Genomic DNA, 16,397 nt, shown 5'->3' on the forward strand with positions numbered 1-16,397 from the left:
GCCGGGGCCAGGGCCAGTTGCGTTTGCCAAATGGCATTCAGCAATGCGTGATCAAGGCTCTCAGCCTCAAGGAAGCCTTGTTGGTGGTCAAGCGCACCGAAGCGCTGCCGCAAATCCTCGACAGCGCGGTGCTCGATATGGAGCAGGGCGACAATGCCGAGGTTGCGCGCTTGAATGGCTACCTGCACGCCGTCGTGGCGTTCGAGCAGAAACCGGACAGCGAGTGGCTGCAACTGACTTTTCGCTTCGTCGATCAGGATGCACAGAAGCTCGATTACATCTCGCGCCTGATCGCACGCGGTACGGCGCAAAAGCATTTTATTCCGGGTGCGTAATCTTCGTCGCCTGACAGTCCGCTATCGCGAGCAAGCTCGCTCCCACTTGGAATGCGTTCCCCTGTGGGAGCGAGCTTGCTCGCGATGGGGTCATTAAATTCACCACGCATCTGTTGAACTGCCCATTTTGAAACTACCTACCCCCCAGCCCCCTCGCACCTGCTAGGCTCCAACCCAAGTCTCACTCGACAGATACCTGCCCATGCTCGCGCGCCTGTTGTTGTTCTGTGGTCTGTTCGTGGCCTGCACGTCGGCCGTGGCGATGACCATCTACAAGTCCAAAGATGCCAATGGCGTGGTCTCCTACAGCGACCGTCCCACGAAAGGCTCCAAAGTGTTCGTCTTCCGTGATCGCATGGACGAAAACCTGGAGCGGCAGGTGTACCTCGACATCCAGAAACAGAAGGGCACGGACAGCGTGTTCGTGCGCAACGACCTGTACGCGCCGGTCGAGATCGAATTGAGTTTCTCGGGTCTGAAAAACGTCAGCGGCGCGCCGAGCCGACCGATTCGGCGGGTCATGCCCGCGCGTAGCAGGATCCGTCTGGCGCTGCTCACGCCCAAACAGTCCGGTCGACCGCTCGTGTATGTCCCGAAGTTCGAATATTCCCTGGGTGACCCCTCAGGCGCCGCCATGGCCTACCGATACCCGCTGCCGTGGCGTGGCGGACCGTTTCGCCTGAGTCAGGGCGCCAATGGCCAGTACAGCCACTACGGCCCGAAAAACCGCTTCGCCATGGACATCGCCATGCCCGAAGGCACGCCGATCATCGCGGCGCGCGGTGGCATCGTAGTGAAAACCGAGAATAAACAGACCGGCCGCGGCACTGACCCGTCGGGCAATTTCGTGCGAGTACTGCACGATGATGGGACGATGGGCGTCTACCTGCACCTGCAACGGGGGTCGGTGAGCGTTAGGGAGGGGCAGCGAGTGTCAGTGGGCAGTGCCTTGGCGCTGTCAGGCAACACCGGCAACAGCAGCGGCCCGCACCTGCATTTCGTGGTGCAGCGCAATACCGGCCTTGGCCTGGTATCGATCCCCTATCAGTTCGCTCAACCGATGGGCAGTCTGCCCAACTTCGCGCTGGGCAAACAATAAGGCCAAGCGGATACCTGTGGTGAGGCGGCTTGCTGTGCAAGGAGGCTTGCCTGTGGCGAAGGGGCTTGCCTGTGGCAAGGGGGCTTGCCTGTGGCGAGGGGGCTTGTCTGTGGCGAGGGGGCTTGCCTGTGGCAAGGGGGCTTGTCTGTGGCGAGGGGGCTTGCCTGTGGCGAGGGGGCTTGCCCCCGTTGGACGGCGAAGCCGTCCCAAAATCAGCAAAATCCAGTATTACAGGAAATACTTGGTTGCAGCTTTGGGGTCACCCCCCAAAGCTGCTGCGTATAAATGAATGCGTCTGCTGCGCAGCCGAACGGGGGCAAGCCCCCTCGCCACAGGCAAGCCCCCTCGCCACAAAAGCCCCTCAGCCTCAATCCAGCATCAACACCTTCGCCAAAACGATCTTCGGCCCTTTCATCTTTTTGATGATGATCCGCAGGCCTTCGACTTCCAGTACTTCCTCTTCTTCCGGCACGCGCTTGAGGCTGTCGTATACGAGCCCGGCAAGGGTTTCGGCTTCCACATGGTCCAGGTCAATACCCAGCAGGCGCTCGACCTTGAACAGCGGCGTGTCACCGCGAACCAGCAACTTGCCCGGCTGATAAGCGAGGATCCCGCGCTCGGCCTTGCGGTGTTCGTCCTGGATGTCGCCGACCAGCACTTCCAGCACGTCTTCCATGGTCAGGTAGCCGATGATATTGCCATCGGCCTCTTCAACCAGCGCGAAGTGCGAACCACCCTTGCGGAATTGTTCAAGCAATTGCGATAACGGCATGTGCCGCGACACCCGCTCCAGCGGCCGAGTCAGTTCGGCGAGGTTGAACGACTCGGGGATGTGGTCCAGCGCGGCCAGTTCCAGCAGCAGATCCTTGATGTGCAGCAGGCCGACGAACTCCTGAGTATCACTGTCGTAAACCGGATAGCGGCTGTATTTGTGGCGACGGAACATCGCCAGGATTTCCTTCAGCGGCGCATTGAATTCCAGCATCACCAGATCTTCGCGGGAATTGGCCCAGTCGACCACTTCCAGCTCACCCATTTCCACTGCCGAGGCCAGGACGCGCATGCCTTGGTCGCTGGGGTCCTGACCACGGCTGGAGTGCAGGATCAGTTTCAATTCTTCGCGGCTGTAATGGTGCTCGTGATGCGGGCCGGGTTCACCCTGGCCGGCGATACGCAAAATCGCGTTGGCGCTGGCATTGAGCAGGTAGATGGCCGGGTACATCGCCCAGTAGAACAGGTACAGCGGCACTGCGGTCCAGAGCGACAGCAGTTCGGGTTTACGGATGGCCCAGGACTTGGGCGCTAGCTCGCCGACTACGATGTGCAGATACGAAATGATGAAAAACGCAGTGAAGAACGACACGCCCTTGACCACTTCGGCGGACTCCACGCCCACCGCGCTCAGGACCGGCTCGAGGATGTGCGCGAACGCCGGTTCACCAACCCAGCCCAGGCCCAGCGAAGCGAGGGTGATGCCCAGCTGACACGCCGACAGGTAGGCATCGAGCTGACTGTGCACAGTGCGCAGGATATGTCCGCGCCAGCCGTTCTTCTCAGCAATGGCCTCGACCCGGGTCGAGCGCAATTTGACCATGGCGAACTCCGCCGCAACGAAAAAGCCGTTGAGCAAAACCAGGATCAGAGCAAAAAGGATCATGCCGAAATCGGCGAAGAGTGTCGCGAGGGTCAAGCCAGGGGATGGGTCCATGATGGAGTTTTGCGGGTTCCGTGTATTCGAATAGGGAATTGATGCGGTGCCTGAAAGGCAGGCACAAGTCAGCCAATGTAGCGGCTGACTCGGCGATTGCCTAGTGAAGTGTGCTGACCGGTATCAATCCGATGTGCTGACCACCACGGATTTACTCATCTGGGCCGGCGCGAAATGGCAGGTGAACGTACTGCCGTGGCCGGGCACACTGCTGATTTCCATGCGCGCGCGGTGGCGCAGCAGCACGTGTTTGACGATCGCCAGACCCAGTCCCGTGCCGCCGGTGCTGGAGTTGCGACTGGAATCGACGCGGTAGAAACGCTCGGTGAGGCGCGGCAAGTGTTTGCTGTCGATGCCGATTCCGGAGTCCTGCACACTCAAGTGCGCCCCTTGCTCGTCGCCCCACCAGCGGATGCGGATATTGCCTTCGGCCGGCGTGTATTTCACCGCGTTGAACACCAGGTTGGAGAACGCGCTGCGCAATTCGGCTTCGCTGCCCTTGAGCAGAATTGTCGGGTCGGCTTCCAGCGTGATGCGCTGATTTTTCTGAGCGGACAGCTGCTGTGCGTCGCTCTTGATCGACTGCAGCAAGCCATCAATGGCCACCGGCTGGTTGTCGGAGGGGTAATCGGTAGCTTCCAGCTTGGCCAGCAGCAACAGGTCGTTGAGCAGCGTTTGCATGCGCCCGCCTTGCTGTTGCATTTGCTGCAGGGCACGGGTCCAGCGCGGGTTCACTTCCTCGACATTGTCGAGCAGGGTTTCCAGATAGCCGCAGATCACCGTCAACGGAGTACGCAATTCGTGGGAGACGTTGGCGATGAAATCTTTGCGCATCTGTTCTAGCTGATGGATGCGCGTCACGTCGCGCACCAGCATTAAATGCTCGTTATTGCCGTAGCGAGTGATGTACAGCTGAATGCGCACGCGATCATTGGTCGGCGAGGGGATTTCCAGCGGCTCGACGTAGTTGTCCTGCTCGAAATATTCCTTGAAGCGCGGGTGGCGTACCAGATTGGTTACTGGCTGGCCGCTGTCCTGCGGGGTCTTGAGCCCGAGCAGGGTTTCTGCCGCGCGGTTCCACCATTCCAGGTTGCCGTCGCTGTCGAGCATGATCACCGCGTCTTTGAGCGCGGCGGTCGATTCCTGGACCCGATCAATTACCGCTTGCAGACGCCCGCGCACGCGTTGATCGCGGCGTTGCAGATGATAGATGCTGTCGAACACCTCGCCCCACAGGCCGTAGCCATCGGGCGGTGCTTCATCGGATTTGTGCAGGCGCAGCCATTCGTGCAGTCGCAGCAGTTGCTTGAGGGTCCACACCAGATAAAGGGCCAGCCCCGCAGCGAGACTCCAGCCGTAATAGCCGGTCGACAGGCCGATCACCAGGCAGACGGTGACCAGCAACAGCATGTGGCGGATCAGGATGCCATGCCAGTTTTGGTTCACGTGTACGCGCGTCCTTGAAGAAAAACAGCTTCCAGCTTCAAGCCTCAAGCGGCAAGGTTGAAGCGGTCTGGCTTTAGCTTGCCGCTTTAAGCTTGCAACTTGTAGCTGCCGTCATGCTTTGGTGGAAAACCGATAACCAGTGCCGCGCACGGTTTGTACCAGATTTTCGTAAGCATCGCCGAGGGCTTTGCGCAGACGACGAATGTGCACATCGACGGTACGTTCCTCGACATACACGTTGCCGCCCCAGACCTGATCCAGCAACTGCCCGCGGGTATAGGCGCGCTCCTGGTGGGTCATGAAAAATTGCAGCAGGCGGTATTCAGTCGGGCCCATCTCGGCAGGCTTGCCGTCGATGGTCACGCGGTGGCTGATCGGGTCCAGCAGCAGCCCGCCCACTTCAATCGGCGCTTCGCCGTCGGTCGGGCCAGCGCGGCGCAGCACGGCTTTGAGGCGCGCGACCAGCTCGCGAGGGGAAAAAGGTTTGGTGATGTAATCGTCGGCGCCGACTTCCAGACCCTGAATCTTGTTGTCCTCTTCGCCTTTGGCCGTGAGCATGATTATCGGGATATCCCCGGTCAGCTCATCACGCTTGAGGCGGCGCGCCAGTTCGATACCCGACGTGCCCGGCAGCATCCAGTCGAGCAGAATCAGGTCCGGCTTGCGGTCCACGATGATCGCGTGAGCCTGTTGCGAGTTCTCGGCCTCCAGGCAGTCATAGCCAGCCATTTCCAACGCAACGGCGATCATCTCGCGAATGGGCGCTTCGTCGTCGACGATCAGAATGCTCCTGCCAACCATGCCGTTAATCCTCTTGTCATTTAACTGTCTTGCGCCGCATTAGATAACGGAATTATTGCAGTCGTGTGACAGTATTTTAGTCGGCCAGCGATTGCGGGGATCCTGAACTAAGCTTTAAGTCCGAATCCTGACAACCACAAAAGGAAGGTTTCCATGACTCAGTACACGCAATCCTGTAAAGCTTTGATGCTGGTAGCGGCGCTGGCATTGCCTTCGATGGCGATGGCCGCGGAGCCTGCCATGGTGAAAGACGGCATGATGGTCGACCACAACGGCATGACCCTGTACACATTCGACAAGGACTCTGGGGCCAATTCGATGTGCAACGACTCATGTGCAGAAAACTGGCCGCCGCTGGAAGCAAAAGCCGGTGACAAGGCGGAAGGGAAGTGGACGGTGATCAAACGCGATGACGGTACTGCGCAGTGGGCTTACAACGGCAAGCCGGTGTACACGTTTATCAAGGACAAGAAAGCCGGGGATATGACCGGCGACAAGATGAAGGACGTCTGGCACGTAGTCCGCGAATAGCAGATGTAACCTTTAACAGTTGGCGAAGCCTGCGTTCGGTTCTGCTGCCGGACGCAGCCTGCGGCAGCTGCTACATGGAGCGGGTTTTTCAACGCAGCGCGTAGTCCGCGACGATCCCGACGAAAATCGCCAAACCGGCCCAATGATTGTGCAGAAATGCCTTGAAGCAGCGCATCCGGTCCTTGCCGCGGGTGTACCAGAATTCCCAGGCAAAACAGCCCGCCGCTGCCAGCAAGCCCAGGTGGAACCAGCCGCCCAGCTCAAATTGTGATCCGGCCAGCAGCAGGCAACCCAGCGCCAGACCCTGCAACGTCAGAATGATCACCCGGTCCGCTTCGCCGAAAAGAATCGCCGTGGATTTCACACCGATCTTCAAGTCGTCATCACGGTCGGTCATCGCGTAATAGGTGTCGTAGCCCACCGTCCACAGCAAGTTGGCGATGTACAGCAGCCACGCTGCCGCAGGCAGTTCCCCGGTTTCAGCGGTGAACGCCATCGGCATCCCCCAGGAAAACGCCGCGCCCAACACCACTTGCGGATAATAGGTGTAACGCTTCATGAACGGATAACTGAAGGCGAGCGCCAAACCGCCCAGCGACAACCAGATTGTCGTGGCGTTGGTGCACAGCACCAGCAGGAAACTCATGCCCATCAGCAACGCAAAAAACACCAAGGCTTCTCTGGCGCTGATCCGGCCACTCACCAAGGGTCGCTGCTCGGTGCGTTTTACATGGCCATCAACCTTGCGATCCGCCCAGTCATTGATCACACAACCACCGGCACGGGTCAGCACCACGCCGAGCACGAAAATCACGATATTGGCCATCGACGGTGAACCCTCACCGGCAATCCACAATGCCCACAGCGTTGGCCAAAGCAGCAGGTAAATGCCGATCGGCTTGTCCATACGCGTCAGCTGAATGAAATCCCAGGCGCGCGGATTCAGGCGATTGAGGGACTTGAGCAGGCTTTGGTACATCAGCAATTCTCCGGATGCGCGCGAGCGGCGAGCCACAGGGTCGGCAGGAAAATCTCGGCCACCAGAACGCTTAAGGCGCCGCGGTCGAAGCGCGAGCGCCTGCCCCACAAACCAGCAGCTCGGCATTGGCTCGGCAACCAGTGCGCAGGGTAGTGGCAGACCTCGATGGACCCGCGCTGAAACGCCTGGTCGCAAAACAGCAACTCGCCCAACGAACGACTCCCCAGTTCATCCATGTGCAAACCATCGCCCTGCAACGCGCTGCGCGACGCTACGCTGCGCGCGAAAACCCAAGGCTGATCGTGACCGCGCAAATACACCTCGCGTACCCAGCCTTCGCTGCCTTCAGCCAGGCCCAGCGCCGCACATTCGTCGGTGCGCAGGGCTTGCCAGCCTTCGAACAACGGCGTGACGCTGAACGCGTCGCTGGACAGGCCCGTCAGCCGACGGGTCAGCGAACCTTCGTCGAACAGCCAGTCCAGCGTCGGAGTATCGGGGAGGGGGTTCAATTGGCTTTGAGGCAGCCAGAGTGGCGCGTTTGTGTGTTGCACAATGAGTCATTATTGGCAGCAAATGAGGCGGCGAGCTTACCATGTCGGTCGGCGATTTTGATTGATCCGGCTGGCCATTACGTTGAACAGGCTTGCATCTGCCGGGTCCGATCAGTACAAAACGCCCTGAGCCGGCAACGCTTCACCCATCGACCGTTCGCGCCGGTAAAAGCCTGAATCCTGAGGAAGTACCTGAATGAAAAAGTGGCAATGTGTGGTCTGCGGCCTCATCTACAACGAAGCCGACGGTTGGCCGGATGACGGCATAGCGCCGGGCACCCTGTGGCAAGACGTGCCGGAAGACTGGCTGTGCCCGGACTGCGGCGTCGGCAAGATGGATTTCGAAATGATCGAAATCAACTAAGAATTAAAAAGGAGTAAGGCATGAACTCACCTGTCGTGATCATCGGCACTGGATTGGCGGGTTACAACCTGGCCCGGGAGTTTCGCAAACTCGATGGCGAAACCCCGCTGCTGCTGATTACTGCCGATGACGGGCGTTCTTACTCCAAACCCATGCTTTCCACCGGGTTCGGCAAAAACAAGGATGCCGACGGCCTGAGCATGGCCGAACCCGGCATCATGGCCGAGCAGTTGAAAGCCGAAGTGCGCACACATACGCGCATTAGCGGCATCGACCCGGGCCACAAGCGCTTGTGGATTGGCGAAGAGTCGGTGACTTATCGCGACCTGATCCTGGCTTGGGGCGCCGAAACCGTGCGCGTGCCGATCGAAGGCGATGCCACAGATGCAGTGTTCCCGATCAATGACCTCGAGGATTACGTACGCTTCCGTGCGGCAGCGGCGGGCAAGCGGCGGGTCCTGGTGCTGGGCGCCGGATTGATTGGCTGTGAATTTGCCAATGACCTGATCCTTGGTGGTTATGAGGTTCAACTGGTCGCGCCGTGTGAACAGGTGATGCCGACTTTGCTTCATCCGGCCGCGGCCGCTGCTGTCCAGGCAGGACTGGAAAGCCTGGGTGCGCGGTTCCATCTCGGCCCGGTGCTTAATCGCTTGCAACGTGTTGCTGATGGCCTGGAAGCGCATCTATCGGATGGGCAGGTTATCCCCTGTGACGTGGTGGTTTCGGCCATCGGCCTGCGCCCGCGCATAGATCTGGCGGCGGCGGCCGGTATTCAGATCAATCGGGGAGTGGTGGTCGATCGTCACTTGAAAACCTCTCACGCCAATATTTATGCCTTGGGCGATTGCGCTGAGGTCGATGGGCTGAATCTCCTGTACGTGATGCCCCTCATGAGCTGTGCGAGAGCGCTGGCGCAAACCCTCGCCGGCAATCTGACGGCGGTCAGCTACGGCCCGATGCCGATCACGGTGAAAACCCCAGTCTGCCCACTGGTGGTATCCCCACCGCCACGGGGAGTGGAAGGTGTCTGGACCGTCGAAGGGCAGGGTGCTGACATCAAGGTTTTATGCCGCGACGCCACGGGTCAACTGCTGGGTTATGCCCTTACCGGCACGGCTGTGATGGAAAAACTGGCCCTGAATAAACAGCTTCCAGCGGTGCTGGCATAAATACAGGTCGTTCTGTCGGAATCACCCTTGTTTTGTCCTCACAAAGGTCGCGCCGAGACTGGCGCGGCATCTCGCTGCATGCCATCCTCATTCCCGTCTGCCGCAGAGTAGAGCACCTGCGGCGCTTTGGTCGCTGTCCCAACGAGGACAGCACGGACATAACAACAAAAAACCGTCAAAGGGGCTTCATATATGCGTAAACCAGAACTCGCCGCAGCCATTGCTGAAAAAGCAGATCTCACTAAAGAACAAGCCAACCGCGTTCTCAACGCCGTCCTCGAAGAAATCACCGGCGCCCTGCACCGCAAGGACAGCGTGACACTGGTCGGCTTCGGTACCTTCTTGCAGCGCCACCGCGGCGCCCGTACCGGCAAAAATCCGCAAACCGGTGAGCCAGTCAAAATCAAGGCCAGCAACACCGTTGCATTCAAGCCAGGCAAGTCGTTGAAGGACAGTGTTAATCCGTAACCAGTAGTGCGGCCTGCCTTGCGGGGCAGAGAGATAAGAATGGGCACGCCAACCGGGTTGGGTGTCCATTTTTTTATGCATGGAGAAAACAACGACGATCGTCGACCAAGACGCGATCCGTGTAGCAGTTGGGGAAGCCAGCGTCCGTGGCATTACTGTCCCGGCTTGATGCGTGGTTGGGACTGAGAAAGATGAATCGCATTAATAAGATGACTTGGCAGTCATCTACGGCCAAAACAACGCTATCTCCTTTAAATGCGGGCCGATAGTGTTGTCACTCGCCGAAGCCGCTACACTGCCGGACGCTTTCATTTTTTCCTGAGGCTGTACCCATGAAATTTCGTTTTCTTCTCTGGATGCTGGGGTTGCTGATGGGCAAAGCCAGTCGGACCAATCCTGCGTTTCAGCAGCAGCTCGGTGACAAGGATTTGGTGTTCCAACTTCAAACTAAGGACGGGAAAGTGTCACGGCATTTTTGTGTGAAGAATCAGCGCGTCACCAGTAAATCGGGCATGTTCCCCGAGCCTGCGTTTTCGATTGCGTTCAAGGATGCGGCGTATGGCTTTGCCACGATGCAGGCGAAGAACAAGCAGTTAGCGTTTATGACGGGGATTCAGGACAAGTCGATTGAGATCAGGGGCAATCCGGCGCTTGTAATCTGGTTTCAGGGATTGACCAAATATTTGAAACCACGGAAAGCCAAGCCGAAGGCATAATCTTTTAGATAGCTTCGCCGTAATGGCCCCAGAGCAATTTAACGTTTCAAGTTGTCCGCAATTGTAATATTCATCAGCACAACTCAAAAGCTGTCATTTCTAACAGGTGTTTTTTGCTTAGCTTGATGCTTAATTAGGGCCATTCCAACCCCCCCCCTAACAGTCATTGAGTAAGCAAAGTCATGATTAAGACATCTGGTACAACAAACTCAGCAGGCACTCTTGACCTGAATTTTGGAGAGGGCGGAGTTGTAACACCGCCGGCGGGGACTCGTTCAATTGCCGTCCTTGATGATAGAAAGGTAATTGTTTTGACAGGTGCCAGCCTGCAGGAGCCGCTTACGCTGGCTCGGCTAAATGAAACCGGGAAGCTGGATCCATCATTCGGAATGGATGGCGTGGTCAAAGTGCCAGTTACTGGCTACAGGATGCTGGCAGAAAGCGTGATTGCTCTGGAAAATGGCAAATACCTGATTTACGGTTATGAAGCCGGGACAGCCCCCACCAGAACATATGTCTGTCGACTGTCAGAGAACGGTCAGATAGATCCCTCGTTCGGAGAGAACGGCATGGCAACGATACGGGTTCCGGAACTTGCCGTCGTTGAAAACGAACAGGCTTGCCGATTTATCAATGACCAGGAAAAAGATGTCGCCATCGATGCCGTTTTTTTTGGCGATAAACGAATAGCGGTATCGGAACAGCATGGCAAGGTCTATGTGGGCGCTCACATTTATACCAATACCGCAGGTTTTCAAGGTGTTGTTTATCGACTCAACGATGATGGTTCGCGGGACACGAGCTTTAACGGCGGCCACCTATTAATCAAACCGGAGTTTGGTCCCGGTCTTCGCATCCTGACGTTAACGTCCCAAAATGACGGGGTGCTGGTCGGTGGAGCCTTTACTGCTGGTACTGGTGCGCCCGAAGTTGCTTTTTTGAAACGCTTTGACACGAGAGGCAATGCTGACCTTTCATTCGGCGAGCGTGGAACTGTAATTATTCCAAATGGCATCGAAGGAAGAAGGTCATTAATTACCTCCGTAGCCATGGGTGACAGCGGTCTGATTGTCGCGTCCGGCGAGTCCTACAAAGGCGGCGCAACTGAAGGTTTGATAGTTGTCCTTAATCCCGATGGAGGTTTGAATCGTGTATTCAATGAAGGCCAGCCTCTGTACGCCAATTTTCTGCAGAACCTTATGTTCTCGACACTCGTCTTGCAATCGAACCTAAAGATACTGGTAACGGGTTCGGGCGACGAGGGCAACTTGATGGCTGCGCGTTATGAACTTGACGGCTCTCTCGATCCTACATTTGGAAACAGTGGCTGGGTCATCATTAATCCGAAAGAGAAACTGACTGCTTTAAGCAGCGAGCTCACGCCCGATACTAAAATTGTTGTACTTGGGAAAAGTGGTTCTCGGATGTCTGTCATGCGCTATCTGGGGTGACATCGAGACTTGAGAGATGGGTCGGGTGGACCTGGGCTGATGCTGCGCGAACCGGCTCGCTCTCACAGGGGTTACAGAAGTGAGTGGGAGGGAGCCGGTTGCGGGTGGCTGTTCGACGAAGGGTTCAGGTCTGGCTGAACTGCGAAGCCAGTTCGCGTAACAACACTTCAGCCTCGAGGACCTTAGTGACGACGTCATTGGCCTTTTCCCGCGTCAGGCCCAGGCGCTCCAGCAGCGCATCAGGAATATCTTCATCGGGGCCCGAGCCAATATTGCGGCTGCGCAGCAGACGTACCGCCAGGCACACCAGATTCGGGTATTCAGCGTAGGCGCCGTCGTAGGCCGGATCGTGCTGAAAACGCAGCGCGGCGGCCAGTTCTTCGGGCATGTCCCAGTAGCGCATCAACCATGAGCCGATCTGTTCTCGGCTGATGCCCAGCAGGTGTTGCTCGACGTAGCTGTGGCACAGGTGCGGGTTGACCTCAAGGTGACGGCAGATCAGCGAGAAGTGCGGCGGAAACACATGAGCCAGCAACAAGTAGCCGAAGTTGTGCAGCAAGCCGGCGAGGTAGGTCAGGCCGGCTTCCGGACGTTGCGCGCGGGGCATGGCGCGGGTCAGGCCCTCGATCACTGCGGCGGTGTAGATCGATTGATGCCAGTACGGCGTGGCGTGTTGCGGGTGATCCTTGGGCAGGCTCATGGTTTTGCCCAGGGCCAGGCCCAGCGCAAGGTTGATTACCAGATCGAAACCCAGCACCCGCACGATCGCATCTTCCACCGAACGAATCTTGCCCGGCGAAGCGTAATACGGTGACGCGGCCCAGCTGACGACTTGTGCGGCCAGGGCCGGGTCGGTTTCCACCACGCCGGTGATGTCGTCGATAGTCGCGTTAGGGTCGACGCGCAGCTTGATGATCTTCTGCGCCGTTTCGGCCAGCGGCGGAATCTCGATGGTCGCTTCAAGGCGTTGCTGAATGCGTCGCGCAGTGAATGCTTGAACGGCTTGGGTAATTTCCTTGCCATCGTCGTCGGGGCGGTCGAGGTTCGGGCGGATGCTGCTCAGGTTCTCGCCAAAGTTCGCGGCGCTGGCTTTGGTCAGCATCGACTTGAACGCCTCGCTGGAAATTTCCAGCAACACGCCCGACTCGCCCGAGTTGATCAGCAACTTCGGTTCGCGCAGCAGGCATTCTTCATAGAGGCACGGCGAACTGGTCAGTGCGGGCAGGCCTGGCATCAAGCTCAGGTTGTGTTTGCCGAGCATTTTTACCAGGCGTTCGGTGGACACTGCAGTAAGGCGCCGACCGGTGAGTTCAGTCAGGCGATTGAGGTCGAGTAACTGGCTCTGTGGAAACAGGATCATCAGCGATCCGACGGCGTCGTCGAGCAAGACTGCCTGCACTTTGCGTGAGGCGTTCAGACCATGGTGGTCGCGGACCTCTTCATAAGCGATGCCCAGCTTATCGAGCAGCATCCGGATAACAGACGGAGCATGCGGAGTTTCGGGGGCGAGGGCAGCGTCAGTCATTAGTCTGTGTCCATATCAAACAGTTGTCGGAGTATAACCAGCTTGTTTAACACCATGGTCCAGAAACTGCGACCGTGCTCACACTTGTCCGTATTGCTGCCCATGGCGCAGCCAGCGGTCGAGCAATGGGCTGACATGCTCGGGCCAGCGCTCGAGTAAAGCCTGCGCGGCGTCGCGCACAGCGGGCAGCAGATCGGCATCGCGCATCAGGTCGGCGACCTTGAATTGAAGCAGACCTGTCTGGCGCGTGCCGAGCATTTCGCCTGGGCCGCGTAATTCGAGGTCTTTCTCTGCAATGATAAAACCGTCGTTGGTCTCGCGCATGATGCCCAAACGCTGACGACCGATCTGCGACAGCGGCGGATGATAAAGCAGCACGCAATGGCTGGCAGCACTGCCTCGACCGACCCGTCCGCGCAACTGGTGCAGCTGCGCTAAACCGAGCCGTTCGGGGTTTTCAATAATCATCAGGCTGGCGTTCGGCACGTCGACACCGACTTCGATCACCGTGGTAGCCACCAGCAACTGCAAATTGCCGGCTTTGAATTCGGCCATGACTGCGGCTTTTTCCACCGGCTTCATGCGACCGTGGATCAAGCCAACCTTCAACTCGCCGAGTGCAGCGGTGAGGTCTTCATAAGTGGTTTCGGCGGCTTGGCAGGTCAGCTCTTCCGACTCTTCGATCAGCGTGCAGACCCAATAGGCCTGACGCCCCTCGGCACAGGCGCCACGCACGCGCTCGATGACTTCAATGCGTCGTGTATCGGTGACCAGTACAGTGTTTACGGGCGTACGACCGGGTGGCAGTTCATCGAGAATCGAGGTATCGAGGTCGGCATAGGCGCTCATGGCCAGCGTGCGCGGGATCGGTGTGGCGGTCATGATCAATTGATGCGGGCACATCCGCCCACCGACGCCTTTTTGCCGCAGCGCCAGGCGCTGTTGCACGCCGAAACGGTGCTGTTCGTCGATGATCACCAGCGCCAGATTCTTGAATTTCACTTCGTCCTGAAACAGCGCATGCGTGCCGACCACCATCGGTGTGCCGCTGGCAATTTGCTCCAGTGCGGCGACGCGGTTCTTGCCCTTGAGCTTGCCGGCCAGCCAGGCGACCTCGATGCCCAGGGGGTCTAGCCAGCGCTTGAAGGTGATGAAATGCTGCTCGGCAAGAATCTCGGTAGGCGCCATCAAGGCGACCTGATAACCCGCTTCCAGCGCCTGTAGCGCGGCAAGAGCGGCGACTACGGTTTTGCCAGCGCCAACGTCGCCCTGGATCAGGCGCAGCATCGGCTCGTGTTGACTCAGGTCATAGGCAATTTCGTTGCCGACGCGCTGTTGTGCGCCGGTCGGAGCGAAGCCCAGGTTGGCCAGGTATCTGGGTGGTAACTGGGTGGCGCGGGGCATCGCCGGCGCGCGCAGCGAGCGCATGCTTTCACGTAATCGCTGCTGCGACAGCTGATGAGTCAGCAGTTCTTCGAAGGCCAATCGGTGCTGCGCCCAGTGATGACCGAGCGCGAGTTCGTCGACATCGGCATCCGCTGGCGGATGGTGCAGATAGCGAATCGCATCGGCCAGCGGCGCCAGTTGATAGTCCCGTGCCAGTTCTGTCGGCAACCAGTCGGGCAGGCTGGTCGGGCCCAGCATCGTCAGGGTCTGCATGCAGAGCTGGCGCAAGCGTTGCTGGGTCAGGCCTTCGGTCAACGGGTAAACCGGGGTCAGGGTTTCATCCACCGGCGGCGGTTCATCGCCGGTGATGGCGCGGTATTCCGGGTGATAGATTTCCAGCCCCGACGCGCCGGGCCGCGCTTCGCCGTAACAGCGAATTCGCGTGCCGCGCTTGAGGCCTTCTTTCTGCGCATTGCTGAAATGGTAGAAGCGCAGGCTGAGCCCGCCGGTTCCGTCCTGCAAACGCACGACCAGGCTGCGACGGCGGCCCATGACCACATCGGCGCCGCTGACGGTGCCTTCGATCACGGCATCCTGGCCAGGGCGCAAATGACCGATCGGGACCACCCGGGTGCGGTCCTGATACCGCAAGGGCAGATGGAACAGTACGTCCTGAAGATTCTCCAGGCCAACCTTGGCCAGTTTTTCGGCCATGGCTTCACCGACACCCTTGAGCGCCGTCACCGACACTTGCGACAACTCGGTCATGACTGTTGCTTAGCCAGCCACCGGCGCTGGCGGCTTGGCCACCGAGCACAGGCGGATCGAGTCGGCGAGGATTTCGATTGCCTTGGGCCGCGGAAAGCTCGCGCGCCAGGCGATCGCTACTGTTCGAAACGGCACCGGCGGCGTCAGTGGACGCACTTCGATCACGCCGGGTGCGTAATGGTGGCTGTCGACGGCCGAGAGTGGCAGGATCGAGATGCCCAAACCGGAGGCGACCATGTGGCGAATGGTCTCCAGCGAGCTGGACTCCACCGTGGTGTGCTTGGCGCCGTCGCTGCCTTTGGTCAGCGTCGGACAGGCCTCCAACACCTGATCGCGGAAGCAGTGGCCTTCGCCCAGCAGCAACAGACTCTTGTCGTTGAGCAGGCTGGCGTCGATTGATTCTTTTTGCGTCCACGGGTGTTGAGCCGGCATCAGCACATAGAACGGCTCGTCGTAGAGCTGCAGGGTCAATACGTCGGCTTCGTTGAACGGCAGGGCGATGATGATCGCGTCGAGCTCACCGTTGCGCAGCTTGTCACGCAGCACGTGGGTGAAATTTTCTTCAATGTACAGCGGCATCTGCGGAGCCACGCGGTGTAGCTGCGGGATCAGATGCGGAAACAGATACGGGCCAACCGTGTAGATCGCGCCGACTTTCAACGGGGCCGTCAGCTGGTTTTTGCCAGCCTGCGCCAGTTCGCGAATCCCTTGAGCTTGCTCCAGCACTTTTTGCGCCTGGGCCACGATGCCTTCGCCGACCGGAGTCAGGCGTACGGCGCTCTTGCTGCGCTCGAAAATCAGCACACCGAGTTCGTCTTCAAGCTTTTTCACGCCCACCGACAGGGTCGGCTGACTGACGTGGCAACGCTCGGCCGCGTGGCCGAAGTGCTGCTCTTGGGCGAGGGTAACGATGTAGCGTAATTCTGTAAGGGTCATGGCGAACGTCCGTGAAGTTGCGAGCCAAGCATAACGGCTGCAATCGATAGACGCACGTTATCAGACTGAGTGAGGTGAATGACACCGGGCAATGCGTGTATGCCTGGGTGGATATGCAAAAGGCACCTTTTGGTGCCTCTAGGCATATTCCCTTCCGTAGCAGC

At 58.6% G+C, this 16,397-nt stretch carries 15 protein-coding genes and 1 pseudogene; 8 read left to right on the forward strand and 8 right to left on the reverse strand.

Annotated elements, in window-relative coordinates; all coding sequences use genetic code 11:
* Together F8N12_RS26360 and F8N12_RS26365 are read left to right on the forward strand one after the other, a co-directional pair.
* Positions 1-335, forward strand: a pseudogene (locus F8N12_RS26360) (response regulator); the annotation flags it as partial.
* A 202-nt stretch (positions 336-537) separates the two neighbouring features.
* Positions 538-1,434, forward strand: coding sequence for a peptidoglycan DD-metalloendopeptidase family protein (locus F8N12_RS26365; RefSeq protein WP_150583002.1), 897 nt, complete (start codon positions 538-540; stop codon positions 1,432-1,434).
* Between the two features lie 367 nt (positions 1,435-1,801).
* Here the strand turns inward: F8N12_RS26365 and F8N12_RS26370 are convergent, their stop codons facing one another.
* The 3 genes from F8N12_RS26370 to phoB form a co-directional block, all read right to left on the reverse strand.
* Complete coding sequence (locus F8N12_RS26370) at positions 1,802-3,142, reverse strand: hemolysin family protein (RefSeq protein WP_150583003.1); 1,341 nt, start codon at positions 3,140-3,142, stop codon at positions 1,802-1,804.
* A 123-nt stretch (positions 3,143-3,265) separates the two neighbouring features.
* Positions 3,266-4,552: a phosphate regulon sensor histidine kinase PhoR gene (phoR, locus tag F8N12_RS26375; protein WP_263596530.1), complete on the reverse strand. Its 1,287-nt coding sequence runs from the start codon at positions 4,550-4,552 to the stop codon at positions 3,266-3,268.
* Positions 4,553-4,699: 147 nt separating this feature from the next.
* Positions 4,700-5,389, reverse strand: coding sequence for a phosphate regulon transcriptional regulator PhoB (phoB, locus tag F8N12_RS26380; RefSeq protein WP_007896474.1), 690 nt, complete (start codon positions 5,387-5,389; stop codon positions 4,700-4,702).
* Between the two features lie 153 nt (positions 5,390-5,542).
* On the opposite strand from phoB, the gene F8N12_RS26385 reads away from it, so the two are divergent.
* Positions 5,543-5,920, forward strand: a complete 378-nt coding sequence (locus F8N12_RS26385) for a hypothetical protein (RefSeq protein ID WP_150583005.1) — start codon at positions 5,543-5,545, stop codon at positions 5,918-5,920.
* An 88-nt stretch (positions 5,921-6,008) separates the two neighbouring features.
* Here F8N12_RS26385 and ubiA read toward each other — a convergent pair whose 3' ends face one another.
* Positions 6,009-6,899 carry a 4-hydroxybenzoate octaprenyltransferase gene (gene ubiA / locus F8N12_RS26390; protein WP_150583006.1) on the reverse strand — a complete coding sequence of 297 codons (891 nt, stop codon included), beginning with the start codon at positions 6,897-6,899 and terminating at the stop codon, positions 6,009-6,011.
* Positions 6,899-7,450 (reverse strand): chorismate--pyruvate lyase family protein, encoded by a 552-nt coding sequence (locus tag F8N12_RS26395; protein WP_150583007.1) that lies wholly within the window; start codon positions 7,448-7,450, stop codon positions 6,899-6,901. The genes ubiA and F8N12_RS26395 overlap by 1 nt, the downstream gene beginning before the upstream one ends.
* 196 nt (positions 7,451-7,646) lie before the next feature.
* Here F8N12_RS26395 and F8N12_RS26400 point away from each other — a divergent pair, with 196 nt between their 5' ends.
* The 5 genes from F8N12_RS26400 (at position 7,647) to F8N12_RS26420 (ending at position 11,618) form a co-directional block, all read left to right on the forward strand.
* On the forward strand, positions 7,647-7,814 hold the full coding sequence (locus F8N12_RS26400; protein ID WP_007954349.1) for a rubredoxin: 168 nt from the start codon (positions 7,647-7,649) through the stop codon (positions 7,812-7,814).
* Positions 7,815-7,834: 20 nt separating this feature from the next.
* Positions 7,835-8,983 carry an NAD(P)/FAD-dependent oxidoreductase gene (locus tag F8N12_RS26405; protein WP_150583008.1) on the forward strand — a complete coding sequence of 383 codons (1,149 nt, stop codon included), beginning with the start codon at positions 7,835-7,837 and terminating at the stop codon, positions 8,981-8,983.
* A gap of 192 nt (positions 8,984-9,175) precedes the next feature.
* Positions 9,176-9,451: an HU family DNA-binding protein gene (locus F8N12_RS26410; RefSeq protein ID WP_003213368.1), complete on the forward strand. Its 276-nt coding sequence runs from the start codon at positions 9,176-9,178 to the stop codon at positions 9,449-9,451.
* Between the two features lie 332 nt (positions 9,452-9,783).
* A complete protein-coding gene (locus tag F8N12_RS26415) occupies positions 9,784-10,167 on the forward strand; it encodes a helicase (protein ID WP_150583009.1) in 384 nt (127 codons plus the stop codon).
* Positions 10,168-10,349: 182 nt separating this feature from the next.
* Positions 10,350-11,618: a hypothetical protein gene (locus F8N12_RS26420; protein WP_150583010.1), complete on the forward strand. Its 1,269-nt coding sequence runs from the start codon at positions 10,350-10,352 to the stop codon at positions 11,616-11,618.
* A 124-nt stretch (positions 11,619-11,742) separates the two neighbouring features.
* Here the strand turns inward: F8N12_RS26420 and F8N12_RS26425 are convergent, their stop codons facing one another.
* The 3 genes from F8N12_RS26425 to F8N12_RS26435 form a co-directional block, all read right to left on the reverse strand.
* Positions 11,743-13,143 (reverse strand): aminoacyl-tRNA deacylase and HDOD domain-containing protein, encoded by a 1,401-nt coding sequence (locus tag F8N12_RS26425; protein WP_150583011.1) that lies wholly within the window; start codon positions 13,141-13,143, stop codon positions 11,743-11,745.
* A 78-nt stretch (positions 13,144-13,221) separates the two neighbouring features.
* Positions 13,222-15,297: an ATP-dependent DNA helicase RecG gene (recG, locus tag F8N12_RS26430; RefSeq protein WP_150583012.1), complete on the reverse strand. Its 2,076-nt coding sequence runs from the start codon at positions 15,295-15,297 to the stop codon at positions 13,222-13,224.
* A gap of 9 nt (positions 15,298-15,306) precedes the next feature.
* Positions 15,307-16,233: a hydrogen peroxide-inducible genes activator gene (locus tag F8N12_RS26435; RefSeq protein ID WP_150579924.1), complete on the reverse strand. Its 927-nt coding sequence runs from the start codon at positions 16,231-16,233 to the stop codon at positions 15,307-15,309.
* Positions 16,234-16,397: the final 164 nt, after the last annotated feature.

This window comes from Pseudomonas fluorescens, from assembly GCF_902497625.1.
In the GTDB taxonomy this organism is placed as follows: Bacteria; Pseudomonadota; Gammaproteobacteria; order Pseudomonadales; family Pseudomonadaceae; genus Aquipseudomonas; species Aquipseudomonas fluorescens_BQ.

What these genes read in the sequence shown, in the direction of transcription:
- F8N12_RS26365 (WP_150583002.1), top strand. Translation starts at nt 538, where the DNA reads ATGCTCGCGCGCCTGTTGTTGTTCTGTGGTCTGTTCGTGGCCTGCACG.
- F8N12_RS26370 (WP_150583003.1), bottom strand. Translation starts at nt 3,142, where the DNA reads ATGGACCCATCCCCTGGCTTGACCCTCGCGACACTCTTCGCCGATTTC.
- phoR (WP_263596530.1), bottom strand. Translation starts at nt 4,552, where the DNA reads ATGCTGTTGCTGGTCACCGTCTGCCTGGTGATCGGCCTGTCGACCGGC.
- phoB (WP_007896474.1), bottom strand. Translation starts at nt 5,389, where the DNA reads ATGGTTGGCAGGAGCATTCTGATCGTCGACGACGAAGCGCCCATTCGC.
- F8N12_RS26385 (WP_150583005.1), top strand. Translation starts at nt 5,543, where the DNA reads ATGACTCAGTACACGCAATCCTGTAAAGCTTTGATGCTGGTAGCGGCG.
- ubiA (WP_150583006.1), bottom strand. Translation starts at nt 6,899, where the DNA reads ATGTACCAAAGCCTGCTCAAGTCCCTCAATCGCCTGAATCCGCGCGCC.
- F8N12_RS26400 (WP_007954349.1), top strand. Translation starts at nt 7,647, where the DNA reads ATGAAAAAGTGGCAATGTGTGGTCTGCGGCCTCATCTACAACGAAGCC.
- F8N12_RS26405 (WP_150583008.1), top strand. Translation starts at nt 7,835, where the DNA reads ATGAACTCACCTGTCGTGATCATCGGCACTGGATTGGCGGGTTACAAC.
- F8N12_RS26410 (WP_003213368.1), top strand. Translation starts at nt 9,176, where the DNA reads ATGCGTAAACCAGAACTCGCCGCAGCCATTGCTGAAAAAGCAGATCTC.
- F8N12_RS26415 (WP_150583009.1), top strand. Translation starts at nt 9,784, where the DNA reads ATGAAATTTCGTTTTCTTCTCTGGATGCTGGGGTTGCTGATGGGCAAA.
- F8N12_RS26420 (WP_150583010.1), top strand. Translation starts at nt 10,350, where the DNA reads ATGATTAAGACATCTGGTACAACAAACTCAGCAGGCACTCTTGACCTG.
- F8N12_RS26425 (WP_150583011.1), bottom strand. Translation starts at nt 13,143, where the DNA reads ATGACTGACGCTGCCCTCGCCCCCGAAACTCCGCATGCTCCGTCTGTT.
- recG (WP_150583012.1), bottom strand. Translation starts at nt 15,297, where the DNA reads ATGACCGAGTTGTCGCAAGTGTCGGTGACGGCGCTCAAGGGTGTCGGT.
- F8N12_RS26435 (WP_150579924.1), bottom strand. Translation starts at nt 16,233, where the DNA reads ATGACCCTTACAGAATTACGCTACATCGTTACCCTCGCCCAAGAGCAG.